This is a genomic window from Clostridium weizhouense (genome assembly GCF_019431045.1).
Lineage (GTDB): Bacteria > Bacillota > Clostridia > Clostridiales > Clostridiaceae > Clostridium > Clostridium weizhouense.
This window is the reverse complement of sequence record NZ_JAHXPT010000020.1, coordinates 1-26,880: the sequence shown is the minus strand read 5'-3', so window position 1 is coordinate 26,880 and position 26,880 is coordinate 1. Positions and strand designations below refer to the sequence as shown.

The following is a 26,880-nucleotide window of genomic DNA, read 5'->3' as shown; positions in this document are numbered from 1 at the left end:
AACATTGCTAATTAATATTAGAGAGATTTGTACTTTAAGTATTCATTAAATCCTGGCTTAGCTAATTTTGATTATGAAGATGAATATATAAGTATATATTAAATGGAGGTAATTTATATGAAAGTCGGAATTATAATGGGAGGTATATCTTCAGAAAGAGAAATATCATTAAAGAGTGGAGAATCTATAGTTGAAAATATAAATAAAGAAAAATATGAAGTTTTACCAATAGTTATAGATAAGAAAGAAGATATAATAACTAAAGTTGAAGGAATAGATTTTGCACTTCTAGCATTGCATGGAAAGTTTGGAGAAGATGGTACTGTTCAGTCAGTCTTACAAACACTAGAAATACCTTATTCAGGTTGTGGTCCATTAAGTAGTGCAATGTGTATGGACAAGGATGTATCAAAACGTATTTTAAATTCTGCTAATATTAGAACAGCACCGTGGATTAATTTAAGAAAAAATGAAGAAATTAATTATGAAGAAATTAATAAATTAGGATATCCTGTTGTAGTAAAACCTAATCATGGAGGATCAAGTGTAGCAACATTTATAATAAAAGAAGAAAAAGATATAGAAAATGCAGTAAAAGAAGCTTTTAAATGGGACAATGAAGTTATGATAGAAAAATTTATAAAAGGTGATGAAATAACATGTCCTGTCTATGGAAATAAAATGTTTCCTGTAATTGCAATAAAACCAAAAGCTGAATTTTTTGATTATGCTGCAAAATATACAGATGGTGGTTCAGATGAATTTATAATAGAACTTGAGGAGAACTTACACAAAGAAGTAGAGATGATGGCATTGATAACTTATAAAATCTTAAAATGTGAAGTATATTCAAGAGTAGATATGATTGTTACACCAGAAGGGATTCCATATATTTTAGAAGTAAATACACTTCCAGGAATGACTAAAAATAGTTTGATTCCAAAGAGTGCAGCAGGACTTAATATTAGTTTTTCAAGATTAATAGATATGATAATAGAAGATTCTATGAATGTAGTTAGATAATATTATAAAACTTAGAAATAAATATTTAAAAAGTAAAGTAGGACATGTACTTATTTCAATAAGCTTATAAAAGAGACTTGAAATAAGTATGTCCTATTTTCGATTTAATAAAATTTAAATTATTAAATTTTATTAGAGTTTTTATATTAATTTTAACTAGTACAACACTTTATAATAATTGATTAATTATATTTTCAAAATTGTTATTAAATTTTAAAATATAATTAAAGTTTAATAATTGAATATCGTATTATAATAGTAAAGGAGGAACTTTAATTAATAGATATCTTCTAATTAAGTTATTGCATTTAGAATTTTATATCTAGTAAAAGGTTAAATGGGATAAATTAGTAGTGCTATTAAAATTTTAGAGTAAAAATATATTTTTATAAAATATTAAGAATTTTAAGGAGATTTTTTAAAGAATTTTAGGTTAAAATAAAGTTAATATATATTATTATGTTAGGCATAATTAAAAAAATAACAAGTTTATCGGCAAAGTCTATTTTCATTTAATGTGTTAGCGGATTTGCCTAATAGCTCGCTATGAGACCAATCTAGTTTTTTGACTAAAAAATAATCAGGGCTTTTTGGATTTATTATTTTCGTTTGTATGCCTTATTAAAAAAAAGTTTGGGGGAATAAGTTTATGGAAATGCAAACTATTTTAATCGTTGATGATGAGAAAGAAATAAGAGATTTAGTTGATATATATTTAAAAGGTGAAGGATATAAGACAATAAAAGCATGTGATGGTGAAGAAGCATTAGAAATTATTGAAAATGAAAATGTTGATTTGGTTATATTAGATGTGATGATGCCTAGATTAAATGGGATAGATACTTGTTTAAAGATTAGAGAAAATAGGGACATGCCTATAATAATGTTATCAGCAAAAACTGAAGATATAGATAAAATACTAGGATTAAATATGGGAGCAGATGATTATTTGACTAAACCATTTAATCCATTAGAATTAGTTGCAAGAGTAAGATCTCAATTAAGAAGATTTTATAGATTTAGTTCTAAAGTTTTAAAGGAAGAAATTAATGAAAATATAATTCAAATAGATGATTTAACAATAAATTTAGATACTCATGAAATTATATTATCTGATAATATGGTGAAATTAACACCAACAGAATTTGATATATTAGCATTGCTTGCTAAAAATAGAGGAAAGGTATTCTCAATAGAAAATATTTATGAAAGTGTATGGAATCAAGAACTTATGACGTCAGATAATACTGTAATGGTTCATATAAGAAAAATAAGAGAAAAATTAGAAGAAAATCCAAGAAAACCAAGATTTATAAAAACAGTATGGGGAGTTGGATATAAAATTGAAAAATAGTAACAATGAAAAAAAAGTTCATAATAGATTTTATAATAAATTACTTTCGTCAAAATACTTTAGGAGAAGCAACAAAATCTTAGTGAAAATAAGAAGTAAAATTGAAAAAAGTATTAGATTTGAACTTATGATTGTTATAGGAGTATGTTTTTTAATATCCTTTATATTTTATAATTTTACTAATAATCTTTTAAAAAGAGAGTATAGTAGTCCAGAAATAATTTATGATTATAAAACTATTGAAGATGAAGCTTATAATTTATCTAATATATTAGAAAGTGATACTTCTTTAAATTTAAATCAAAAAGAGAGTATAGAAAATATATTGAATTATCAAGTGTATAAAAATAGTAGGGTATATATTACTGATTTAGATGGTAAAATTGTATTTAAAAATACAAATGTAGTTGAGGAAAATATAGATATATATAATGCACTAAAAAATGCTATTACTATTACTGAATATGATGGGGGAAATTCTGTTAAAGAAAAAGTGTATATTATTCCTTTAAAAATACAATCAGAAAGATTTTATTTAATTTATTCAAAAATTCCAAGTGCAGAAATAAGATATAATACAATACACACTTCTAATGCATCATTAGCATTAGCACTTACATTTATTATTTTTATAATATCTTTTGTTATTATAACGAATAAAAAAATGAAATATCTAGATGAAATCGCATCTGGATTAAAAATTATTGCAAATGGAAACTTAAATCATAGAATAGATGAAAAAGGGAGAGATGAGATTAAAAATATAGCTTATAATATAAATAATATGGCTGTTCAAATAGGAGATAAGATTCATGCAGAAAGAATTGCAGAGCAAACTAAAGCAGATTTAATAACTAATGTTTCTCATGATTTGAGAACTCCTTTAACTTCGGTTATGGGATATATAGGACTTGTTAATGAAGGTAGATATAAAGATAAAGAAGAAATGAACGAATATTTAAATATAGCCTTTAATAAAGCTGAAAAGCTAAAGTTATTGATTGAAGACTTATTTGAATATACTAAATTAAATAACAATGGAATAAAGTTCTCTAAGGAAAAAGTTAATTTAGTAGAATTTTTATCTCAATTAATAGAGGAAATGATACCTATATTAGATGAAAATTCATTAACAATACATAAAAAATTTGATATTGATAAAGTTTATGTAAATATAGATCCAACAAAAATGCTTAGAGTATTTGAAAATTTAATAACAAATGCAATTAAATATTCTAATAAACCAGGTGAAATAATTATTGGTATTTATGAAGAAGAAAATTATGCGACTATAGTTTGTAGAAATAAAGGTGAGCATATACCTAAACAAAAACTAGAGAAATTATTTGATAGATTTTATAGGGTTGATGAGTCAAGAAGTACTAATACTGGAGGATCTGGTCTTGGATTAGCTATATCAAAAAATATAGTTAATTTACATAAAGGAAAAATTTGGGCGGAATCTATTGGCGATAATATAAGCTTTTACGTACAACTACAAATCTAGATAAACTATATATTACAATATATTTTATAATTATATTTACTTAAATTAAACTATTAATTAATATATTGGTACTTTTTTTAAAGCTAATTAATATTCTATTAATGAAAGTATTATTTATCTGGAGGAAGTATGCAAAATAAAAATCCTAAGAGTCTATTTGGAATAGATATTAATGAATATACTAAAGATGTTCAATTCCCTGTTTTGGCAACTAAAACAGACTTTTTATATTTAAGGTCATCAGGTTCTGGGACTGGTAGATTTAGAGTTGATAAGAAATTTATTGAATTTGCAGCAGAAAGCAGGAAATATGGTATTCCTGTTGGGGCATATCATTTTGGAGTACCATCATATGATTTGACAGATGCCGATAGACAGTGTGATGATTTTATAGGTATTTTACAACGAGGGTTTGGAAATAAAAATTATGGTGATTTATTCCCAGTTTTAGATGTTGAAGTGCCAATAGATAAAACTATAACAACAAAAACTTTGATTGATTGGATTGATAGATTTAGAAAGAGGTTTGAGAAAAAAACAAGAAGAAGATTAATGTTGTATACTGGATTATTCTTTATAGAATTATATGATAAATTCTATATTCCAGGAAGAGGATATCCACTTAAAAATATGCCTTTATGGATTGCTATGTATAAAGAGATTCCAAGTAATCCTAAGTATCCACCTGATATTGGAGGATGGACTAGATGGAGAGTTTGGCAGTATACTGAAAAAGAAATAGTTGCTGGTACAGGAAATCCAGTAGATGGTAATTGGGGACCTGATAATATAGAATTATTAATTCAACCAAGAAATGTAACTGGTTTAAAAGCTACAATGGATAATAATAATATATACTTAACATGGAATAGAGTACCTGATATAGATTTATTAGGTTACAATATATTTGTTAATAAAGAATGGGTAGGGACAGTTGATGAAAATGCAACAAAATATCAAATTAGAAAAAATAAGCTTAATATTCCAAAGGGAACACCTATAGAGGTTACTATTGAAGCATTTGATTATGATGGAGAGACTTCTAAGACTCGAGCTAAAGTGACTTTATAAAAAGAAAAAAGCATTATAAATTCTAATATAAATATATAAAGCATCTTAGAAAATCTAGGATGCTTTTGCAAGTATTTAAATATATTAATTATATTGCTATTAAGTGAAAAATGGAATATCATATAATATGATTGATAATTACGTTTTATTGTTATATTTTAAATATTCATATTATGGAACACGGTATATTTTATTGAAAGGGGAATAGCAGTGGACAAAGGTACAGGAAGAAGGGGGATGGGCCCTAGAAGAACTAAGAATAAGAAAATAATTTTAACATTGTTGATATTATTTATTATTATTATAGCTTCATTGACAGGATATTCTTTATCTGTTAATGGGACAGTCAAAGAATGGGACCAAAAGATATATTCAGGTGTGACTATACATGATATAGATGTTGGGGGAATGACTAAGGACGAAGCAAGGGTAGAACTTATTCAAAAACTTCAAGGTTCTATAGGAGATAAAAAATTACCTATAAAAATAGGTGATAAGGACTATGAACTTATTTATTCAGAAATATCACCAACTTATAACATAGATGAGGCTGTAGACAAAGCTTATGTGTTTGGAAAAGATGCGGCATTATTTAAAAAATATTATTATATATCAAACAGAGGTAGTAATAAGCATAAAGTAGACTTGGGATTTTCATATGATGAAGAAAAATTGAAAGCATATGAAGAAAAATTAAAAAATGAAGTTAACCAAAGTCCTAAAAATGCAACTTTAGTTTTTGACAACAATGGATTTTCCATAAGTGATGAAGTTCAAGGGAAAAGTATAAGTATAGAAACATTAGATGAAAAATTAAAAGAAGTTCTTAATGGACATGTTGATGATGAAGCTGAATTAGTTATTGATTTAGAAACTGTAAGACCTAAGATTACTAAAGAAGATTTATCTAAGATTAATGGGATAATAGGATCATATTCTTCAGATTATGGTTCATCACCTGCGGGTAGAAGTAATAATATTGAATTAGCAACTAAAGCTATAAATGGAACTATTATAATGCCTGGTGAAGAATTTAGCTTTAATGAAATTGTTGGCCCGAGAACAGTAGAAAGAGGATATCAGGAAGCTGCTACATATGTAGCTAATAAAGTGGAACCGGGAATTGGCGGGGGAATATGTCAAGTATCAACTGCGCTTTATAGAGCGGTAATGCATGCAAATATAAGGCCGATTGAAAGAAGAAATCACTCTATGTCTGTAGGTTATGCCAAACCAGGGTTAGATGCAACAGTATCATATGGTGATATAGATTATAAGTTTAAAAATACTTATGATTTTCCAATATACATACAAGGTAATATATACAATAAAGTTATGACTTATAGTATATATGGTAATGTTGAAGCTCTAAATGGAAAAAAATATGATATGGAAAGTGAAATAATTCAAACTATACCACCTGAAGTAAAAGTGATAAATGATCCAAGTTTACCAGAAGGTAAAGAGGTATCAGAAGGTGGAGGGATAACTGGATATAGAGCTAATTCCTATCAAATAACATATGAAAATGGTTTACAAACAAGTAAAGAATTAATAGGTACAGATTATTATGCATCAGTTGATGCAACTGTAAGAAAGGGAACTGCACCTTTAACACCAGTTGTTCCACCTACAGCAGATGTTCCTGTAAGTCCAGATGCTTCACCAGCACCTGAAGCACAGACATCACAAACACCACCACCAGTAGAGCAACAAGCACCACCAGTACCAACGCAATAAATATAAGTTAAAAATTTAAAAGAGCAATAAAAAGTATAATCAGTAAGGTTATACTTTTTATTTATATTTTATAAAGTTATAAAAAGTTAAACTTGATTTTTTAGTACTTAATATTAAAAATAAATATTTAAATATATAATTTCTAATAAATTTTATTCATTAATATAAATTTTAGAATACTTATAAATATTAATATTTACTAGAAGCATAAGGAGATTATATAGAAACTTTATGAAATATAGGATTCTAATTTAGATACTATTAATTCAATACATAATTTTCTATAAAAGATTATAAATATAATAAATTAATTAGAAGATATATATTATATTAATAAAATGTAGATTAATAATCATTAATTGTAAAATATAGAGTTTAACTAAGGATACAATGACTAGACATCAATTGAACCATATAGTATACTTTTTAAATATATTAGAAATATAAATAGTTAGGCACATTCAAAAAAATAAAAGAGGGTGAGTTTTTTGAACTTAAATATAGTTTTATATCAACCTGAAATACCACAAAATACAGGGAATATAGCAAGAACTTGTGTACTTACAAATAGTAAGTTACATTTAATAAAACCATTAGGATTTGATATAGATGAGAAACATGTAAGAAGAGCAGGATTAGATTATTGGAAATATTTAGACTTGGAAATACATGAAAGTTATGAAGCATTTATAGAAAAATACGGAAATGAAAGAATATTTTTATCAAGTACTCATGCTAAATCTTATTATGATGAAGTTTCTTTTAAAGAAGGAGATTTTATAATGTTTGGTAGGGAATCAAGTGGTGTACCAGAAGCAGTTCATAAGGCACATGAGGGAATTAGAATACCTATGATTAAATCTAGTACAAGGAGCTTAAATCTATCGAATACAGTTTCTATAGTGGCTTATGAGGCATTAAGGCAAATCGGATTTCCAAATATGAAATAAAAAAGAGGTATAAAGGAAATGGAAAAATTTAAAATTATTACAGATAGTACTGCTGATTTACCAAAAGAAATATATGAGAAATACGATATAGAAGTTTTATCTGTATTGATAAATTTTGATGAAGAAAGTTATTTAGATGGCGTTGAGATAAATTCAAATAAAGTTTTTGAAAAAATAGAAAAAGAAAATATTATGCCAACAACAGGACAAATAACTCCAAATAGATTTGCAAAAACATATAAAAAATATTTAGATAAAGGTTATAAAATACTTTCGATTCACATGTCATCAGCAATGAGTGGAACATATCAATCAGCGTGTATAGCTAAAAATATGTTAGAAAGTGATGACATAATAATTATTGATTCGCAAAATATTGCACCAGCATTAGGAATTCTAGTACTAAAGGCTGGAGTTCTTAAAGAAGATGGACAAGATATAGAAAATGTAGCAAAATTATTAGAAGAGAAAAAATATAATGTAAAAACTTTAATGTGTTTTGAATCTTTAGAATATCTTATTAGAGGTGGTAGAATTTCTAAAACTGCTGGAATAGTAGGAAGTGTTTTAGGAATTAAATTAATATTAGATATAAAAGATGGAATAATGTCAGTTAAGGAAAAGGTAAGAGGAAATAAAAAAGTTATTAAAAAAATTATTTCTGATCTAGAATCAGCAAAGTTAGATAAAGATGTTCCTGTATTTTTAGTCGATGCAAAGAATATTGAGATTAGAGATGCGCTTTTGGAACATTTAACAAGTAATAATATTAATTTTATCGAATGTCCTCTTGGATCAAGTGTGTGTATACATTCAGGACCAAATTGTTGTGGACTAGTTTTTTTAACTGAATAGAAACAAATTGAAATTATAAATTTATTTAATTTTATACATAATAAAACCATATTTTGCTTAATTTGAGTAGCGAAGTATGGTTTTTTTATATTTTTTAGTATTAAAACTTTTATTTTATAATATACTTTAAAGGTAAAACGACATTGCTTGCCTTAATGGCAGAATTCAGAGTATACTATTTATAAAGAAATATGTATAAAAGTAAAAAAGTGAGAGTTTTTATAAGTTTGAATACGTTTTAATTGATGTATTATAAGAAAAGAGGGTGTTTATGAGTTTAAATTATGGAATAAAAATGACGCAAGAACAAAAACTTGTATTAACTTATAATATGCAACAGTCTATAAAGCTTTTGCAGATGTCTATGCATGATTTGAGAGAGTATATTGATAATGAGTATGCAGAAAATCCAATATTAGAAATGAGCGAATCTTTAAAAGGAACAGATGATAACAATAAAGATGAAAAATATGATTACAAAAATTTAATCAAAGAATTAGAATATAATAATTATAAAAATGAAACAGATAATAGTTATGTAAATAAAGAAAAAGATACATCACCTTGGAATTATATTGAAAGAAAAAAATCTTTAAGTGAATTTTTACAAGAACAATTAATAGGACTTAATATAAACCCATATACTAAAGCTATTTCAAAATATATTATAGAATCATTAGATCATAAGGGGTATTTAGAGATATCAGTAGAGGAAATAAGTAAAGAACTTAATGTTTCTAGCATTAAAATAGAACAAGCTTTGAAAATTGTTCAAGATTTAGAACCTTATGGAATAGGAGCGAGGAGTATACAAGAATGTCTTATTATACAGGCAAAGAAATTAAATATTTTAAATCAAATTATGGAAGAAATAATATTAAACCATTTAGAAAATATTGCAGATAATAAATACAAGATTGTTGCGGATACACTTAATATATCTCCTAGTGAAGCTCAAAGATATGGAGATTTGATAAAAAAATTAGAACCAAAACCTTCAAGAGGATTTTATACAGGAGAAGAAGTGAGTTATATAATTCCAGATGCTGAAATTAAAAAGATAGAAAATGAATATTTTATAATAATGAATGATAGTGTTTTACCTAGATTAAAGATAAATAAAACATATAAAGAAGTTCTAGAAAAAGATACTGATAAAGAAACTAGTATATATGTTAAAGAGAAGATTAATAAGGCTATGTTTTTAATAAAATCCATAGAACAAAGAAAAAGTACATTATATAGTGTTTTAGAATGTTTAATAAATAAACAAAAAGAATTTTTTGAAAATGGATACGATTATATTAAGCCATTAACATTAAAAGAAGTTGCAGAAGAAATAGGATTACATGAGTCAACAATAAGTAGAGCAATTAAAGATAAATATATTTTAACTAGTTATGGAACTATAAAAATAAAAAAATTATTTAGTAATGGTATTTCCAAAAATAATGATGAAGAGATTGCAACTGATAAAATAAAGAATGAAATCAAGAAAATAATTGAAAAAGAAAATAAATCAAAACCATTTTCAGATCAAATTATATCAGAGTTATTAATGAAAAATAATATGAATATTTCAAGAAGAACTGTAGCAAAATATAGAGAAGAACTAGGAATAAAATCATCTTCAAAAAGAAAAAGAATATAGAAATTAAAAGAAATAGTTAATAATAATGGCTAAGTTAATGTTAAAAACCATTCTTAGTCATTTTATATTAAATTGGTAAGATCAATAAAATAATTAATAATAATACAAATATATTGTTAATTATTATCTGTTTTTTTAATTATTCGTAAAAAATTTCATTAAAGGCTTTAAAAATTCTAAAAGGTGTTTTATAATATTAAATGTGGGACATGATGTAATTGCATGGGACGCATAGAGACCAAAGGAGTGTTTATGTTGCAAGAAATATTAGAGTTGCAGAAAAAAATAGTTCCTGAGCTTGTAGAGACATTAGAAAAAAGATATAACGTACTCAGAACTATATACTATAATCAACCGATTGGTAGAAGAGTTCTTGCAAGCTTATTAAATACAGGGGAACGTATTATTAGAACCGAAGTGAATTTTTTAAATTCTCAAAGGTTGATTGAAATAAATACTCCAGGAATGACAGTGACTGAAGAAGGCAAAAAGATAATTGAGCAATTAAAAGATTTCATTCATGAAATAAAGGGGCTTTCAGAAATCGAAGAGGAATTAAGAAAATCACTTAATTTAAAAAAAGTAATTATAGTTCCAGGAGATTTAGAAAATAATCCTTCGATTTTGAAGGATTTAGGTAAGGCTTGTGCGAATTATGTAAAAGACATATTAGTTGATGGTTCTATAATAGCATTAACAGGTGGAAGTACATTAAAAGAAGTCGTAGAAGAATTCCCTAAAATAAATTATTTATCCAATATTCAAGTAGTACCTGCAAGAGGTGGTATGGGTAAAAATGTTGAGACCCAGGCAAATACTTTAGCAGCTTTATTAGCTAAGAAATTAAATGGTAGCTATAGAATGCTTCATATTTCAGAAAATTTGAGTTTAGATGTATTACATACTTTACTTAAAGAAAAAGAAATAAAATCAGTAATAGATACTATACATAAAGCAGATGTATTAATGTATGGTATTGGTAATGCTGTGCAAATGGCTAAAAAAAGAGATGCTTCAGATGATGTGATTGAAAATCTGATTCATAATGGAGCAGTAGGGGAAGCGTTTGGTTGTTATTTTAATAAAAATTCTGAAATAGTGTCAGAAACTACCACTATTGGGATTAAAATTAATGAAGCTAGAAAGATTAAAACACATATTGCAGTTGCTGGTGGAAAAAATAAAATAGAGTCAATTATAGCAACTGAATTTAATGATGTTAATGGTATTTTGGTTACCGATGAAGAAACAAGTAAAAAAATACTAGAAACACTAAATCAATAATTTCAGTTATTAAATTAGTTTGTAAAATTTATTTTTATAAAAAAGCATTACTTAGGAGGTAATTTTAATGGCAAATGTAAAAGTAGCAATTAATGGTTTTGGACGTATTGGACGTCTTGCATTTAGACAAATGTTTGGAGCGGAAGGATATGAAGTGGTTGCAATCAACGACTTAACAGATCCTAAAATGTTAGCTCACTTATTAAAATATGATTCATCACAAGGTAGATATGAAGGAACTGTAGAAGTTAAAGAAAATGCTATGGTTGTTAATGGAAAAGAAATCAAAATCTACGCTGAAGCTGATGCTTCAAAACTTCCTTGGGGAGAATTAGGAGTAGACGTAGTACTTGAATGTACTGGATTCTATGTATCAAAAGCTAAATCTCAAGCTCATATCAATGCAGGTGCTAAGAAAGTTGTTATATCAGCTCCAGCTGGAAACGACCTTCCAACAGTTGTATTCAACGTTAACCAAGATATCTTAACTGCTGAAGATCACATAATATCTGCAGCATCTTGTACAACTAACTGTTTAGCTCCAATGGCTAAAGCACTTAATGACTTAGCACCAATTCAATCTGGTATAATGTCAACTATCCATGCTTACACTGGAGATCAAATGGTATTAGACGGACCACACAGAAAAGGAGATTTCAGAAGAGCAAGAGCTGCTGCTGTAAATATAGTTCCTAACTCAACTGGTGCTGCTAAAGCTATTGGATTAGTTATCCCAGAATTAAACGGTAAATTAATCGGTTCTGCACAAAGAGTTCCAGTTCCAACTGGTTCAACTACAATCTTAGTTGCTGCAGTTAAAGCAAAAGATCTTACAGTTGAAAAAGTAAATGCTGCTATGAAAGCTGCTTCTAACGAATCATTCGGATACACTGAAGAAGAATTAGTATCTTCTGATATCGTAGGAATCAGATTCGGTTCATTATTTGATGCAACTCAAACTATGGTAGCTAAAGTTGATGAAGACACATACCAAGTTCAAGTTGTTTCATGGTATGATAATGAAAATTCATACACTAGCCAAATGGTTAGAACAATCAAATACTTCTCTAATTTCTTAAAATAATTTAAGTTTTAGAAAAAGTAATTAAAAGTTATAAATAAGTCTGGTTTTGTAGTATAAGGCTATAAGGCCAGACTATTTTAAAATATTTAAAAGTTTAATAATTAGAGGTGAAAAAAATGAATTTTAATAAAAAAACAATTGAAGATATCGAAGTAAAAGGAAAAAAAGTTTTAGTTAGATGTGACTTTAATGTACCATTAAAAGATGGTGTTATAACTGATGAAAATAGATTAAATGGAGCACTTCCAACAATTAATTACTTAATTGAAAAAGGTGCAAAAGTTATACTTTGCTCACACTTAGGAAAAGACGCTTCAAAATCATTAGCACCAGTAGCTAAAAGATTAAGCGAAATGTTAAATAAAGAAGTTGTTTTCGCAAGAGATGAAGAAGTTGTTGGAGAAAACGCTAAAAAAGCAGTTGCTGAAATGAAAGACGGAGATGTTGTATTATTAGAAAATACAAGATGCAGAAAAGAAGAAACTAAGAATGTAGCTGAATTCTCAAAAGAATTAGCTTCTTTAGCTGAAGTATTTGTTAACGATGCATTTGGTACAGCTCATAGAGCTCACTGCTCAACTGTTGGAGTAACTGATTATATTGATACAGCTGTATGTGGATACTTAATCCAAAAAGAATTAAAATTCTTAGGAAATGCAGTTGAAACTCCAGAAAGACCATTCGTTGCTATTTTAGGTGGAGCTAAAGTTTCAGATAAAATTGCTGTTATAAACAATCTTTTAGATAAAGTTAATACAATCATAATTGGTGGTGGAATGGCTTATACATTCTTAAAAGCTCAAGGATATGAAATCGGAACTTCATTAGTTGAAGAAGATAGACTTGACTATGCTAAAGAAATGATTGCTAAAGCAGAAGAAAAAGGTGTTAAATTCTTATTACCAGTAGACCATAGAGTTGCTGCTGAATTCAAAGATGTAGAAGCTACAGTTACAGAAAATGAAAATATTCCAGTAGGAAATATGGGATTAGATATTGGACCAAAGTCTGAAAAATTATACGCTGATGCAGTTAAAGATGCTAAGACTGTAATTTGGAATGGACCAATGGGAGTATTCGAATTTGAAAACTTCAATAAAGGAACAATTGCAGTAGCTAAAGCAATGGCTGATTCAAATGCAACTACTATAATCGGTGGTGGAGATTCAGCAGCTGCTGTTAATATATTAGGATTTGGAGATAAGATGACTCATATCTCAACTGGTGGTGGAGCATCACTTGAATTCTTAGAAGGTAAAGTATTACCAGGAATTGCTGCATTAAACGACTAATTATGTAAAAAATAGATAATTATTAAAGATAAAACTTTTAAAGGAGTTTTATCTTTTAATGTAGAAATATAAAATAATGTAGAAATATAGATAATAAAGATTTTGTATCTTTATTTATTATTTAAATTTTAATATGAGGTGAAGAGGAATGAGAAAAGCAATTATTGCTGGAAACTGGAAAATGAATAAAACTGTTGAAGAAGCAGTAAAAATGGTAGAAGAATTAAAACCATTAGTTAAGGATGCAACTTGTGATGTAGTTATATGTCCAACTTTTGTATGTTTAGATGCTGTTAAAAAGGCAGTAGCTGGATCAAACGTAAAAGTTGCAGCACAAAATATGCACTTTGAAGAAAGTGGAGCTTTCACAGGAGAAGTTGCTCCAGGAATGTTAGAAGCTATGGGAATTGAATATGTTGTTTTAGGACATAGCGAAAGAAGAGAATACTTCAATGAAACTGATGAAGCATTAAACAAGAAAGTTAAAGCAGCATTTGCTCATAATATTACTCCAATTCTTTGTTGTGGAGAAACTTTAGAACAAAGAGAAAATGGAACTACTAATAAAGTTCTTGAAGCTCAAATCAAAGTTGATATAGCTGGATTAACTAATGAACAAGTAGAAAGACTTGTTATTGCTTATGAGCCAATTTGGGCAATCGGAACAGGTAAAACTGCTACTGATGAGCAAGCAAATGAAACAATTAAAGCTGTAAGAGCTATGGTTGCTGAAATGTATGGAACTGAAGTTGCTGATAAAGTAAGAATTCAATACGGTGGATCAGTTAAACCAAATACAATAGAAGCTCAAATGAAAATGTCTGATATAGATGGAGCATTAGTTGGTGGAGCTAGTTTAGTAGCAGCTGATTTCTCTGCAATAGTTAACTACTAATAATAAAAAGGCCATGAACTTAATAAGTTCATGGCCTTTTTATTATATATTCTATATTTTAAATGAATGTTGATATTTTAGTTTATTTTAAATTAAAACATCAACACTGTTTTAAAATATAGGTATTATGAAATTATTGAAATTCATTATCAATAAAGGTATTATATAAAGGAAATAAAATAGGGGGGGAGTTATGTTAGAAGTAAACAATGAGATAATGTACCATGATATCATAGATAGTATGGTTGCAGCATTAGAAGCAAGGGATTTTTATACTTCTGGTCATTCAACAAGAGTAAGTGATATGACTTATAAACTGTGTAAGGCATTAAAATTAGAGAGTCAAGAAGTGGATATGTTTCACATTGCAGCACATTTACATGATATCGGAAAAATAGGAGTTTCAGATAATATTTTAAACAAAAATGGAAAATTAAATTCTGAAGAATGGAAGGCTATGAAAGAACATTGTCAAATAGGATATAATATTCTTAGTAAAGCAAATAGTTTAAAAGAAATATCTCATATAGTTTTACATCATCATGAAAGATGGGACGGTACTGGATACCCTTTAGGTTTAAAGGCAGAAGAAATTCCAATGGGGGCTAGAGTTATAGCTGTATGTGATTCGATAGATGCTATGAAAAGTGATAGGCCTTATAGAAAATTAATTAGTGATGAAGAATGTTTTAATGAGATTCTAAAAAATAAAGGAATAATGTATGATCCTAAAGTTGTTGATTGTATAATTGAACACTGGTATGAAATTGTAACAGAGTACTACAAACAAAAAAATAATTGTAAAACTAAAGTAAAAAATTAGAATATATAAATTCCAATAAAGTTTGTTAATTAATATAAAGAATATAAAATATTACTTATCAAAATATTATGTATAAGAATGCTTTTCCTTAGTACATTTTGTAAAATGGTAATTTGATAGAATTTTTAGAAGAGATTTCCGTAGTAACTTTTGTAGAATGGTGATGTTATAAGTTGCAATAAGTATAAAAAAATAATATAATTATAGTGGTTAAAAAGATAGAAAATAAAGATGATAATAGTATATTATGATATTAGCAATAAATTTGGAGGGATAGGAAGATGTCAAAAAAACCTGTTATGTTAATGATATTAGATGGTTTCGGTATTGCACCAAAATCAGAAGGAAATGCGGTAAGTTTAGCTAAAAAACCAAATTTTGATAGATTAGTAGCAAATTATCCAACATCAAAATTACAAGCGAGTGGTATGGCGGTTGGATTACCACAAGGACAAATGGGAAATTCAGAAGTAGGTCATTTAAATATTGGTGCTGGTAGAATTGTATACCAAGAATTAACAAGAATAACTAAGGCTATTTCAGATGGAGATTTCTTTGAAAATGAAGCTTTAAATAAAGGAATTACTAATGTTAAAAATAATAATTCTTCATTACACTTAATGGGATTATTATCAGATGGTGGGGTCCATTCACATATTGATCATTTAAAAGGTCTTTTAGAACTTGCTAAAAAACAAGGAATTCAAAATGTATATGTTCATGCATTTATGGATGGAAGAGATGTTGCACCATCATCAGGTAAAGAATTTATAGAAAAAACTGAAAAAATGATGGATGAAATAGGTGTAGGTAAAATAGCTACTGTAAGTGGTAGATACTATGCTATGGATAGAGATAATAGATGGGAAAGAGTTGAACTTGCTTATAACGCATTAGTATTAGGTAAAGGTGAAACTGCTAATAGTGCTATAGAAGCTATAGATAATTCTTATCATGATAACAAAACTGATGAGTTTGTATTACCAACAGTAGTAACTGAAAATGGAGCACCTGTTAGTACAATAAAGAATAATGATTCTGTTATATTCTTTAACTTTAGACCAGATAGAGCTAGAGAAATTACTAGAGCTATTAATGATAAAGTATTTCAAGGATTTAAGAGAGAAGCTTTAAATCTTACTTTCATAACAATGACTCAATATGATAAAACATTAGAAGGTGTTGAAGTTGCTTACAAGCCACAAACATTAACTAATACTCTTGGTGAATACGTAAGTAGCAAGGGATTAAATCAATTAAGAATAGCTGAAACAGAAAAGTATGCTCACGTTACATTCTTCTTCAACGGCGGAGTTGAAAAAGAAAATGAAGGTGAAGATAGAGCTTTAATTCCTTCACCAAAAGTTGCGACTTATGATTTAAAACCAGAAATGAGTGCATATGAAGTAACAGATGAATTAATAAACAGATTAGATTCAGATAAATATGATATGATAATCTTAAACTTTGCAAACCCAGATATGGTTGGACATACTGGAGTAATACCTGCAGCAGTTAAAGCAATTGAATCAGTTGATGAATGCTTAGGAAAAGTTGTAGATAAAGTATTACAAAAGGATGGATGTGTATTTATTACTGCAGATCATGGTAATGCTGAAACTATGATAGATTTCTCAACAGGAAATCCATTTACAGCTCATACTACAGAACCAGTACCATTTGTTTGGGTATCAAACCATGCAGAAGGAAAAATTTTGAAAGATGGTAAACTTGCTGATATAGCTCCAACAATGTTAAATCAATTAGGTCTTGAAGTACCAGCTGAAATGACAGGAGAAAATTTAGTAGTAAGTAAATAATATTATTAAAAATTAAATATTTAGAGATATGAAAGAAGGTCTAGCATAAGTAGAATATATATTATGCTAGACCTTCTTAGATATTCTAATTAAGTTATTACATTTATACTTTTTATATAACATTAAATATTTAATTAACAATATTTGTTTATAAGTATATATCATAAATTTTTTTTTATATAAGTTCTAATGTTATTAATAAGCAATACTATGCCAAGATGATATAGGCATTTTATATTTTCAAGGAACAAAATTCATAAAGCTTGATAGAGAATAAGTATATTAGTTCGTCATAAATTAAAATCTTTAGTAATATATTTATAAAAAAAGGTTTAGGGTTGATGAAATGAAAAGAAATTTTGATTATTCTGCTGATTTTGACGAGAAGACGGAAAAACTATTTAGAGAAGGAAAATATCTTGGTCAAGGAAATAATGGAATAGTATATCAACTTCCAGGTAATAAGGTTATTAAAATATTTTTAACTCAAAAGGTATGTAATGATGAAGGAGGTATACTTCACAGAACTAATGGATCAAAATATTTTCCTAGGTTATATAAGAGAGGAAAATTCTATGTAGTTAGAGATATGGTAGATGGAGAACGTTTAGATCATTATATAAAAGAACATGGACTAAGTAAAAAATTAATTAAGAATATATATAAATTGCTACTAGAGTTTAAAAAACTTAAATTTACTAAATTAGATACAAGATGTAAGGATATATTTGTTTCAGAAAATGAAAGACTTATGATAATAGATCCTAAAAAAGCTTATTCTAGAAAAGTAGATTATCCAAGACATTTAATGAAGGGATTGAATAGAATTGGATTTTTAGAAGAGTTTCTTGATGGAATAAGTGACATTGATGAAAAGAAAGCTAAACAATGGAGTACTAAATTTGAAAAATATTTTAATAATCAAATATAAAAATTATTATAGACGTTAATTAGCTATCTCAATACATAAAATGTTTTGAGATAGCTTTTATTATATTAGATAAAATTGAATGAAAAAATAATTATTTTATGAATATTAAAAATATAGTTTACGAATAATATTAAAGGAAATGAAAAAAAGTCTTTTCTTTTTACACTTTATATACTAAAATGATATTGATAAGCATTATCAAATGGATTTTGCATATATTTAAGGAGGTTATTAAATGAAAGATTACTTAGAAATTGTGGATGTTGTTGCAAGGCAAATATTAGATTCTAGATGTTTTCCAACAGTAGAGGTAGAAGTTTACTTGGAAGATGGTAATATGGGAAGAGCAGCTGTACCATCAGGGGCTTCAACAGGAATGTATGAGGCAGTAGAATTAAGAGATGGAGATAAAGATAAATATTTAGGAAAAGGTGTTTTAAAGGCAGTACAAAATGTAAATGAAACAATCGCTGAAGAATTGATTGGATGTAATGTATTTGATCAAACATATATAGATAAAATGTTAATTGAATTAGATGGAACTAATAATAAAGGTAAATTAGGTGCAAATGCGATCTTAGGAGTATCTTTAGCAGTTGCAAATGCTGCAGCAAATGCATTACAAATGCCATTATATAAATATGTTGGTGGAGTAAACTCTAAAGTTTTACCAGTACCTATGATGAATATAATCAATGGTGGATCACATGCTGATAACTCAGTAGATTTACAAGAATTTATGATTATGCCAGTAGGTGCATGTTGCTTTACAGAAGCGCTAAGAATGTGTGCAGAAGTTTATCATACATTAAAAAAACTTCTTAATGATAAAGGGTATGCAACAGGTCTTGGAGATGAAGGGGGATTTGCTCCAAATTTAAAATCAAATGCAGAAGCAATTGACATAATTATAGAAGCGATAACTAAAGCAGGATATAAAGCAGGTGAAGATATGTTTATAGCTATAGATGCTGCTTCATCTGAATATTACAAAGATGGTAAGTATGTATTAGAAAATGAAGGAAGGACATTAACACCATCTGAAATGGTAGATTTCTTTGAAGATTGGGTAAATAAATATCCTATAATTTCAATTGAAGATGGTATGGCAGAAGAAGACTGGGAAGGTTGGAAACTAATTACTGAAAGATTAGGAAAGAAGGTACAATTAGTAGGAGACGATTTATTTGTTACTAATACTGAAAGATTAGAAAAAGGTATTGAAATGGGGGCAGCTAACTCAATCCTTATTAAATTAAATCAAATTGGTACTTTAACAGAAACTTTAAATGCTATAGAAATGGCTAATAGAGCAGGATATACAGCTGTTATTTCTCATAGATCAGGAGAAACTGAAGATACAACTATAGCTGATTTAGTTGTAGCTGTTAACGCTGGACAAATAAAGACAGGTGCACCTGCAAGATCTGAAAGAGTTGCAAAGTATAATCAACTTTTAAGAATAGAAGAAGGATTAGCAGATGTAGCAGAATATAGAGGTAAAAAAGCATTTTTTAATATTAAAAAATAATATTAAAAATTATAAATAATAGTAAAAAAAATAGCTATATCTAAATAGAATTAAATTCTAAATTGATATAGCTATTTATATTTTTAAATATACAGTTTATTGAGAATAACAGTTATTTTATATTAGTGAAAAGTTGTAATGATATAAAAGTTATGCTACAATTTAGAATATATGTTATTTATAATTAGTTAATTATAGGAGGTGTTTACCTATGCAAAATATATTAATGGGTTTAGAAGTATTATTAGGAGTCTTAATAACTGTAACTATTTTTATGCAACCTAGTAAGGCTGATGCTTTAAGTGGGTTAATACAAGGTGGTACAAAAGATACATTCTTTTCAAAAAATAAAGCAAGAACTAAAGAAGTAATGCTTGTAAGATTAACTTGGATATTTACAGGATTATTTGCACTTAATACATTAGTACTAAATTTCATAAAATAAAATTTTTGGCTGCTTATAATTTAAGTAGCTCTTTTATTTATTTTTTTATGTGATATTTTTCCATATATTCTAAAACCTATATGATTAAAAAATTGAAATTTTCACAGTCGCATTGGCGATTTTTTTATTTTCTGAAAAATTATAAAACGTTAAAATATCTAGAATTTATATTAAAAATTACAAAGAAATAAGATATATTTACTTGATAAATATAATGATAACTTATATACTTAAAATATACAAAATTGGAATAAAATTGAACTATAGATAAAGTGTAAAATAATCTATAGTGTTTATAAATTGTAAGTTGAATTTAACTTATATTTGCCTAATCTTTATACCAAAACCAATAATATTAAAAGGGGTGATAGGTATGAATTTATTATATTTTTCAATGATAAGTGGTTTTCTTGCTCTTATTGTAGTCATTTTTCTGGTTAAAGGTATTTTAAAAAAAGATACAGGTAATGAGAAAATGATTGAAATTTCAGGGTATATAGAAGAAGGAGCAATGGCATTTCTAAAAAAAGAATATTCTTATTTAGTTGTATTTATCATTGTAATTGCGCTAGCTATAATAATGTTTTTAAATTTTAAAACAGCAGTAGCATTTGTAGTGGGTGCGTTATTTTCTATTGTAGCAGGTTATATTGGAATGAGAATAGCTGTAAAATCAAATGTAAGAACAACAGAAGCTGCTAAACATGGAATAAGAGAAGCGTTGGCAGTTGCGTTTTCAGGTGGTACAGTTATGGGATTATGTGTAGTTGGTTTAGGTATAATAGGGTTGGGGTTTTTTTCAATTATATTTGATTTAAATGCAGAATATATTACTGGGTTTGGACTTGGAGCATCTTCAATTGCATTATTTGCAAGAGTAGGTGGAGGAATTTATACAAAAGCAGCTGATGTAGGAGCAGATTTAGTAGGAAAAGTAGAAGCTGGAATACCAGAAGACGATCCTAGAAATCCAGCAGTTATAGCTGATAATGTTGGTGATAATGTTGGTGATGTTGCTGGGATGGGAGCAGATTTATTTGAGTCATATGTAGGTTCAATTATATCCGCAATTACTTTAGGTTCTGTATTAGTAGGAGAATGGGGAATAAATATTGTAATATTTCCTTTAGTTCTTTCTTCAATAGGAATCTTAGCATCATTGATAGGAATTATATTTGTAAAAGCATATAAAGGAGATAATCCACAAAAGGCTTTGAATTTAGGTAGTACAATTTCTGGAGTTATAGTATTAGTAGTTGGGTTTATAGTATGTAATATGCTAATGGGATCTTATGAATTATTTTTACCTGTAATAGCTGGATTAATTGTTGGTTTAATTATAGGAAAAGTTACAGAGTATTATACATCAGCAGATTATAAGCCTGTTAAGTTTATAGCAAATGAATCTAAAACAGGACCAGCAACAAATATTATCGCAGGTTTATCAGTTGGAATGAAGTCTACAGTTATACCGATATTATTGATAGTTATTGGAATAATAATATCATTTTTTGCAATAGGTGGAGGTAGTAATACTTCATTAGGATTATATGGTATAGCTTTATCAGCAGTTGGTATGCTTTCAACAACAGCTATAACAATAGCGGTTGATGCTTATGGTCCTATATCAGATAATGCAGGTGGAATAGCTGAAATGTGTGAATTAGACAAGAACATTAGAGAAATAACTGATAAATTAGATTCAGTTGGAAATACCACAGCTGCTATAGGTAAAGGCTTTGCTATAGGTTCAGCAGCACTTACAGCTTTAGCACTTTTCGCATCATATTCTCAAACAGTAAATTTACAAACAATAAATTTACTTGATCCTTTAACTTTGGTAGGAGTATTAATTGGAGGAATGTTACCTTTCCTTTTTGCAGCATTAACAATGCAATCAGTAGGAAAAGCTGCTACTGAAATGGTTGAAGAAGTAAGAAGACAATTTAGAGAAAAAGAAGGAATATTAAAAGGAACTGAAAAACCAGACTATTCAAAATGTGTAGAGATATCAACACATGCAGCATTAAAAGAAATGATCTTACCAGGAATATTAGCTATAGCAGTTCCATTAATAGTAGGAATGTTATTAGGAACAGAAGCATTAGGAGGATTAATTGGAGGAGGAGTAGTTACAGGTGTTATGCTTGCAATTATGATGTCTAATTCAGGTGGTGCTTGGGATAATGCTAAAAAATATATAGAAACTGGAATAAATGGTGGAAAAGGTAGTGTTGCACATAAAGCAGGAGTTGTAGGTGATACTGTAGGTGATCCATTTAAAGATACATCAGGTCCATCTATGAATATATTAATAAAGCTTATGACAATAGTATCTGTAGTATTTGCACCAGTTATTGCTAAGTACGGTGGAGTATTAATTCAGTATCTTATAAAATAGTAATTAAAATATAAAAGATTTCAAGATTTTATATATAAATTTTGAAATCTTTTTTTTATTCTTTAGGCTAGTTATACAAAAAAATAATTTTTTTGTATAACTGGCCTCATATTTGAAATTTATATATTGACGGAAAATTAATTCAAAAAGAACAATAATAAAAAGTATTTATTTGGAGAAATCTATTATATTTAGTAGATGATTTTTGTAGTTATCTTGGCGTATAGCTATATATATAATAAATTTGACTTTTTATAAATATGTATGCATATAAAAAATTATATTGGTTATTATAATAGCATAGAGTACAAAACAACCGAGCCAATACTTAATATATTCTTTATTGAATATATTAGGTTAGCCAAAGATTTAAATTAATTTACTAATGTAATTTAGCTTAAATTAGAGGGCGATTTTATATGGTTAGGAAAAGCTTTAATATAGTCGATGTTTTTACATTTATTATATGTAGGTTCCAACTTATCATATAAGGTCAAGCGAAGATTATATCTAGTGTTGAAATGATTATACATAGCCGTGAGGTTATATATAGTTGTGTAGATATTTTTTATGGTCGAACGAAACATCTTTATAAGTAGTGATTTGTTTATTTAAAGTCGAAAGATTCTAATTAGATAATAAGTTATTTGTATTGGTGCTAGGTAGGTTGTTTCTGTGCTCTTATTATGTTTTAAAATAAATAATTAAAATCTAAAATACCTGGACTAAATCAGGTATTTTTTAGGTTTTTAAAGTAAAATATTGAGAATAACTTATACAAAAGATGTAGATTATAGATAAGTTAAACAATAAGATAAAAATAAGTTTAAATAAAAAGAATTTTATATGTCAATACTATATATAGTTATATAAAATATATATTAAGAAGCGTTAATATGGTAGTATATAGTTAAGATTATAGAAAAATTTGCTATCATCGTAGATAACAGGAGGAAAAATAGTATGACAATAAAAGAAACATTAATAAGTTTTATGAAAGAACCTGCTTATAATCCAATGACTATTGAAGAATTAGCTATTGTTTTTGATATAAAATCACATGAATATGGTGCTTTTAAAAAGACCTTAAAAACTATGGAAGATGAAGGATTAGTTGTAAGGAATAAAAATAATAAATATATTGTTCCCGGAAGAGTAGGATTACTTACAGGCAAACTTCAAGCTCATGCAAAAGGATTTGGATTTTTAATTCCAGATATAGAAGGAGAAAAAGATGTATTTATTCCAAGCTCATGTATGAATGGAGCTATAAATGGAGACAAGATACAGGTACAAATAACAAGAGACGATTTAAGTGGTAAAAAAAGAGAAGGCGAAGTAGTCAAAATTTTAGAAAGAAATACAACTAAAGTAATAGGTATATATCAAGATAGTAAAAATTTTGGCTTTGTAGTTTCAGAAGATACAAGAATTACTCAAGATATATTTATTTCTAAAAAAGATAGAAATGGAGCTACAGAGGGTGATGTTGTTATAGTTGAAATAACAAAATGGCCAGATAAAAGAAAAAGTCCAGAGGGCGTTATAAAAGAAGTATTAGGTAAAAAAGGTGATAAGGGATTAGATATAGTAACTATCATTAGAAAATTTGGATTGCCTGAAGAGTTTAGTAAAAAAGTATTAAAATTTGCAGAACAGATTCCAGAAACAATTAGTGAAGAGGAATATAAGAGAAGAGTTGATTTAAGAAATATTAAAATGGTGACTATAGATGGTGAAGATGCTAAGGATTTAGATGATGCGGTATCTATAGAAAAGCTTGAAGATGGTAATTTTAAACTAGGAGTTCATATTGCAGATGTAACTAATTATGTTAAGGAAAATAATCCTTTAGATAAAGAGGCATTAAAGAGAGCGACTTCAGTATATTTAATTGATAGAGTTATTCCTATGTTACCTAAAAAGTTATCTAATGGAATATGTTCTTTAAATCCTCAAGTAGATAGATTAGCTTTAAGTTGTTTTATGATTATTGACCATAAGGGAAAAGTTTTAGACCATGAAATAATGGAATCAGTTATAAAAACTAATGAGAGAATGACTTATACTGATGTTACTAAAATATTAAGAGATAATGATGAAGAACTTATACAGAGATATGATTATCTTTATGAAGATTTTAAAACTATGGAAGAACTTTGTAGTATATTAAGAAATAAAAGAACTAAAAGAGGTGCTATAGATTTTGAAATAGAAGAATCAAAGATAATATTAAATGAAATGGGAAAGCCAATAGATATTAAGCCTTATGAGCGTGAAATAGCTAATAGAATTATAGAGGAATTTATGTTAGTTTGTAATGAAACTGTAGCTGAGCATATGTTCTGGACTAAATTACCTTTTGTATATAGAATTCATGAAAATCCAGATGAAGAAAAATTAGCTAAGTTTAAAGAATTTATCTACAATTTAGGATACACTATTCATTGGAAAGAAGAAATAAGACCAAGAGCGTTGCAAGAGGTTTTAGAAAAAGTTAAGGATAAAAAAGAAGAAACAGTTGTAAGTACTTTACTATTAAGATCTATGATGCAAGCTAGATATGCACCAGAATGTATAGGACATTTTGGATTAGCAGCTCAATATTATTGTCACTTTACATCTCCAATAAGAAGATATCCAGATTTACAAATTCACAGAATAATAAAAGAACATCTTAATGGAGAAATTGATGGAACAAGAGCGAATAAATTAATATCAATAGTTGATTTTGCAGCGAAGCAATCATCAGAAAGAGAAAGAGTAGCTCAAGAAGCTGAAAGAGAAGTTGATGATTTAAAGAAAGCTGAATATATGCAAGATAGAATAGGAGAAGAATTTGAAGGAATTGTATCTTCAGTTACTTCTTTTGGGATATTTGTTGAATTACCTAATACAATTGAGGGACTAGTACACATGACTGATTTAGATGATGATTATTATATATTTGATGAAGCACATCTTACTTTAATTGGTGAAAAAACAAAGAAAACTTATAAACTTGGTGATGAATTAAAAGTAAAATGTGTTAAGGTAGATATACCTAATAGAGAAGTTTATTTTAATATTATAAGTCGTAAAAATGATGAGGAAGAAGTTCAAGAAGATAGTCAAGAAGACAATAACAATAATGAAGAGTTATTATTATCTTCGGAAGAAGAACTAATAATAGATAGATAGAATATATACTGATTGATTAAAAATATTAATTATATTATAATTTTATATAAGAAAAGTTAGTTCAGTTTATAAGTAAATTAGATTATTATATAGTTTATATAAGTAAATTGGCTATTATTAGTAGGTGGGTTTTAATGGTAAGAAAAAAAAGTTCAAATTCATTAGCGGAAAATAGAAAAGCTAGGCATGATTATTTTGTAGAAGAGACTATGGAAGCGGGTCTTGCGTTAGTAGGAACAGAAGTTAAGTCTATTAGAAATGGGAGAGCCAATCTTAAAGAATGTTATGCAGATTTTAGAAACGGTGAAATTTTCATAATAAATATGCATATAAGTCCATATGAGCAAGGAAATATATTTAATGTAGAACCTTTAAGAGAAAGAAAACTATTACTGCATAAAGAACAGATTTCTAAACTTTCAGGAATGGTATCTCAGGCTGGATATACATTAATACCATTATCTCTTTATTTAAAAAATGGAAGAGTAAAGGTAGCACTTGGTGTATGTAGAGGTAAAAAGAATTATGACAAAAGAGATTCTATGCTTGAAAAGGCTCATAATAGAGAAATGCAAAGAGAACTAAAGCAAAGAAATAAATATTAATTAAGCTAAGACTGTTTTAAATTTTAAAACAGTCTTTTTTACAGAAATGATATATTAATTATTTAATATACAATATAATACTTAGAAGAACACAAAATAGTGAATGATTTATTCTGTTATATAATTGACTTTTACATAGAAAGATCTAAAATCAAATAAAAAATTATAAATGTATTAAATTAATTAGAAAATATATATTAATGATTATGTAGAAATTATTAATATATTGGATTTAAAAAGATAATCTTTAAATTTGCTAAAAATCAAAAATTTATTTTAAAATTCTATTATAATAGTGTATATTTATAAGTAATATATAAAATCTTTAATAGGGGGACATGAGATGTATAAGATAGTTAGTAAAAGAGAGCTTACAAACAATATATATTTAATGGATATAGAAGCTCCAAGAGTTGCAAAATCAGCACAGCCTGGTCA

At 27.4% G+C, this 26,880-nt stretch carries 21 protein-coding genes and 1 pseudogene; 21 read left to right on the top strand and 1 reads right to left on the bottom strand.

Annotated features, from left to right (window positions below; translation table 11 throughout):
- The first annotated feature begins 117 nt into the window (after positions 1 to 117).
- From KYD98_RS17205 to KYD98_RS17145, 13 genes are all read left to right on the top strand, one after another.
- Positions 118 to 1,023 carry a D-alanine--D-alanine ligase gene (locus KYD98_RS17205; protein WP_219781286.1) on the top strand — a complete coding sequence of 302 codons (906 nt, stop codon included), beginning with the start codon at positions 118 to 120 and terminating at the stop codon, positions 1,021 to 1,023.
- Between the two features lie 649 nt (positions 1,024 to 1,672).
- Positions 1,673 to 2,377 carry a response regulator transcription factor gene (locus KYD98_RS17200; protein WP_219781285.1) on the top strand — a complete coding sequence of 235 codons (705 nt, stop codon included), beginning with the start codon at positions 1,673 to 1,675 and terminating at the stop codon, positions 2,375 to 2,377.
- Complete coding sequence (locus KYD98_RS17195; protein WP_219781284.1) at positions 2,367 to 3,884, top strand: ATP-binding protein; 1,518 nt, start codon at positions 2,367 to 2,369, stop codon at positions 3,882 to 3,884. The genes KYD98_RS17200 and KYD98_RS17195 overlap by 11 nt, the downstream gene beginning before the upstream one ends.
- A 129-nt stretch (positions 3,885 to 4,013) precedes the next feature.
- Positions 4,014 to 4,955: a glycoside hydrolase family 25 protein gene (locus tag KYD98_RS17190; protein ID WP_219781283.1), complete on the top strand. Its 942-nt coding sequence runs from the start codon at positions 4,014 to 4,016 to the stop codon at positions 4,953 to 4,955.
- A gap of 210 nt (positions 4,956 to 5,165) precedes the next feature.
- Positions 5,166 to 6,695 (top strand): VanW family protein, encoded by a 1,530-nt coding sequence (locus KYD98_RS17185; RefSeq protein WP_308462471.1) that lies wholly within the window; start codon positions 5,166 to 5,168, stop codon positions 6,693 to 6,695.
- Positions 6,696 to 7,183: 488 nt separating this feature from the next.
- Positions 7,184 to 7,645, top strand: coding sequence for a tRNA (cytidine(34)-2'-O)-methyltransferase (locus KYD98_RS17180; protein WP_219781282.1), 462 nt, complete (start codon positions 7,184 to 7,186; stop codon positions 7,643 to 7,645).
- Between the two features lie 18 nt (positions 7,646 to 7,663).
- The gene (gene fakB / locus KYD98_RS17175; protein ID WP_219781281.1) at positions 7,664 to 8,500 is read left to right on the top strand and encodes a DegV family protein; all 837 of its coding nucleotides are present in this window, start codon (positions 7,664 to 7,666) and stop codon (positions 8,498 to 8,500) included.
- A 271-nt stretch (positions 8,501 to 8,771) separates the two neighbouring features.
- Positions 8,772 to 10,151: an RNA polymerase factor sigma-54 gene (gene rpoN / locus KYD98_RS17170; RefSeq protein ID WP_219781280.1), complete on the top strand. Its 1,380-nt coding sequence runs from the start codon at positions 8,772 to 8,774 to the stop codon at positions 10,149 to 10,151.
- 252 nt (positions 10,152 to 10,403) lie between these two features.
- Positions 10,404 to 11,435: a sugar-binding transcriptional regulator gene (locus tag KYD98_RS17165; RefSeq protein ID WP_219781279.1), complete on the top strand. Its 1,032-nt coding sequence runs from the start codon at positions 10,404 to 10,406 to the stop codon at positions 11,433 to 11,435.
- Positions 11,436 to 11,502: 67 nt separating this feature from the next.
- Positions 11,503 to 12,519, top strand: a complete 1,017-nt coding sequence (gap, locus tag KYD98_RS17160; protein ID WP_219781278.1) for a type I glyceraldehyde-3-phosphate dehydrogenase — start codon at positions 11,503 to 11,505, stop codon at positions 12,517 to 12,519.
- 116 nt (positions 12,520 to 12,635) lie between these two features.
- Entirely contained in the window at positions 12,636 to 13,811 is a 1,176-nt protein-coding gene (locus KYD98_RS17155; RefSeq protein WP_219781277.1) for a phosphoglycerate kinase, read from the top strand.
- Between the two features lie 148 nt (positions 13,812 to 13,959).
- Positions 13,960 to 14,706 (top strand): triose-phosphate isomerase, encoded by a 747-nt coding sequence (gene tpiA, locus KYD98_RS17150; protein ID WP_219781276.1) that lies wholly within the window; start codon positions 13,960 to 13,962, stop codon positions 14,704 to 14,706.
- Positions 14,707 to 14,899: 193 nt separating this feature from the next.
- On the top strand, positions 14,900 to 15,529 hold the full coding sequence (locus tag KYD98_RS17145) for an HD-GYP domain-containing protein (RefSeq protein WP_219781275.1): 630 nt from the start codon (positions 14,900 to 14,902) through the stop codon (positions 15,527 to 15,529).
- A gap of 166 nt (positions 15,530 to 15,695) precedes the next feature.
- On the opposite strand, the gene KYD98_RS18570 is transcribed toward KYD98_RS17145, so the two are convergent.
- Positions 15,696 to 15,773 carry a hypothetical protein gene (locus KYD98_RS18570; RefSeq protein ID WP_506256455.1) on the bottom strand — a complete coding sequence of 26 codons (78 nt, stop codon included), beginning with the start codon at positions 15,771 to 15,773 and terminating at the stop codon, positions 15,696 to 15,698.
- A 37-nt stretch (positions 15,774 to 15,810) separates the two neighbouring features.
- Here KYD98_RS18570 and gpmI point away from each other — a divergent pair, with 37 nt between their 5' ends.
- The 8 genes and pseudogenes from gpmI to KYD98_RS17105 all read left to right on the top strand — a co-directional run.
- Complete coding sequence (gene gpmI / locus KYD98_RS17140) at positions 15,811 to 17,349, top strand: 2,3-bisphosphoglycerate-independent phosphoglycerate mutase (protein ID WP_219781274.1); 1,539 nt, start codon at positions 15,811 to 15,813, stop codon at positions 17,347 to 17,349.
- A 346-nt stretch (positions 17,350 to 17,695) separates the two neighbouring features.
- A complete protein-coding gene (locus tag KYD98_RS17135) occupies positions 17,696 to 18,280 on the top strand; it encodes a protein kinase (RefSeq protein ID WP_219781273.1) in 585 nt (194 codons plus the stop codon).
- Between the two features lie 235 nt (positions 18,281 to 18,515).
- Positions 18,516 to 19,811, top strand: a complete 1,296-nt coding sequence (gene eno, locus KYD98_RS17130; RefSeq protein WP_219781272.1) for a phosphopyruvate hydratase — start codon at positions 18,516 to 18,518, stop codon at positions 19,809 to 19,811.
- Positions 19,812 to 20,022: 211 nt separating this feature from the next.
- On the top strand, positions 20,023 to 20,256 hold the full coding sequence (gene secG, locus KYD98_RS17125) for a preprotein translocase subunit SecG (RefSeq protein WP_219781271.1): 234 nt from the start codon (positions 20,023 to 20,025) through the stop codon (positions 20,254 to 20,256).
- Between the two features lie 373 nt (positions 20,257 to 20,629).
- Positions 20,630 to 22,657: a sodium-translocating pyrophosphatase gene (locus KYD98_RS17120; RefSeq protein WP_219781270.1), complete on the top strand. Its 2,028-nt coding sequence runs from the start codon at positions 20,630 to 20,632 to the stop codon at positions 22,655 to 22,657.
- A 963-nt stretch (positions 22,658 to 23,620) separates the two neighbouring features.
- Positions 23,621 to 25,837 (top strand): ribonuclease R, encoded by a 2,217-nt coding sequence (rnr, locus tag KYD98_RS17115; protein ID WP_219781269.1) that lies wholly within the window; start codon positions 23,621 to 23,623, stop codon positions 25,835 to 25,837.
- A 134-nt stretch (positions 25,838 to 25,971) separates the two neighbouring features.
- A complete protein-coding gene (gene smpB / locus KYD98_RS17110; protein ID WP_219781268.1) occupies positions 25,972 to 26,442 on the top strand; it encodes an SsrA-binding protein SmpB in 471 nt (156 codons plus the stop codon).
- Positions 26,443 to 26,785: 343 nt separating this feature from the next.
- Positions 26,786 to 26,880: pseudogene (locus tag KYD98_RS17105) on the top strand (sulfide/dihydroorotate dehydrogenase-like FAD/NAD-binding protein); the annotation flags it as partial.

Bases quoted from the DNA above. Each gene is read 5' to 3' on its own strand.
- rnr (WP_219781269.1), top strand. From the start codon at position 23,621: ATGACAATAAAAGAAACATTAATAAGTTTTATGAAAGAACCTGCTTAT.
- KYD98_RS17155 (WP_219781277.1), top strand. From the start codon at position 12,636: ATGAATTTTAATAAAAAAACAATTGAAGATATCGAAGTAAAAGGAAAA.
- smpB (WP_219781268.1), top strand. From the start codon at position 25,972: ATGGTAAGAAAAAAAAGTTCAAATTCATTAGCGGAAAATAGAAAAGCT.
- KYD98_RS17165 (WP_219781279.1), top strand. From the start codon at position 10,404: ATGTTGCAAGAAATATTAGAGTTGCAGAAAAAAATAGTTCCTGAGCTT.
- gap (WP_219781278.1), top strand. From the start codon at position 11,503: ATGGCAAATGTAAAAGTAGCAATTAATGGTTTTGGACGTATTGGACGT.
- eno (WP_219781272.1), top strand. From the start codon at position 18,516: ATGAAAGATTACTTAGAAATTGTGGATGTTGTTGCAAGGCAAATATTA.
- rpoN (WP_219781280.1), top strand. From the start codon at position 8,772: ATGAGTTTAAATTATGGAATAAAAATGACGCAAGAACAAAAACTTGTA.
- KYD98_RS17190 (WP_219781283.1), top strand. From the start codon at position 4,014: ATGCAAAATAAAAATCCTAAGAGTCTATTTGGAATAGATATTAATGAA.
- fakB (WP_219781281.1), top strand. From the start codon at position 7,664: ATGGAAAAATTTAAAATTATTACAGATAGTACTGCTGATTTACCAAAA.
- KYD98_RS17200 (WP_219781285.1), top strand. From the start codon at position 1,673: ATGGAAATGCAAACTATTTTAATCGTTGATGATGAGAAAGAAATAAGA.
- KYD98_RS17205 (WP_219781286.1), top strand. From the start codon at position 118: ATGAAAGTCGGAATTATAATGGGAGGTATATCTTCAGAAAGAGAAATA.
- KYD98_RS17145 (WP_219781275.1), top strand. From the start codon at position 14,900: ATGTTAGAAGTAAACAATGAGATAATGTACCATGATATCATAGATAGT.
- KYD98_RS17135 (WP_219781273.1), top strand. From the start codon at position 17,696: ATGAAAAGAAATTTTGATTATTCTGCTGATTTTGACGAGAAGACGGAA.
- tpiA (WP_219781276.1), top strand. From the start codon at position 13,960: ATGAGAAAAGCAATTATTGCTGGAAACTGGAAAATGAATAAAACTGTT.
- secG (WP_219781271.1), top strand. From the start codon at position 20,023: ATGCAAAATATATTAATGGGTTTAGAAGTATTATTAGGAGTCTTAATA.
- KYD98_RS17120 (WP_219781270.1), top strand. From the start codon at position 20,630: ATGAATTTATTATATTTTTCAATGATAAGTGGTTTTCTTGCTCTTATT.
- gpmI (WP_219781274.1), top strand. From the start codon at position 15,811: ATGTCAAAAAAACCTGTTATGTTAATGATATTAGATGGTTTCGGTATT.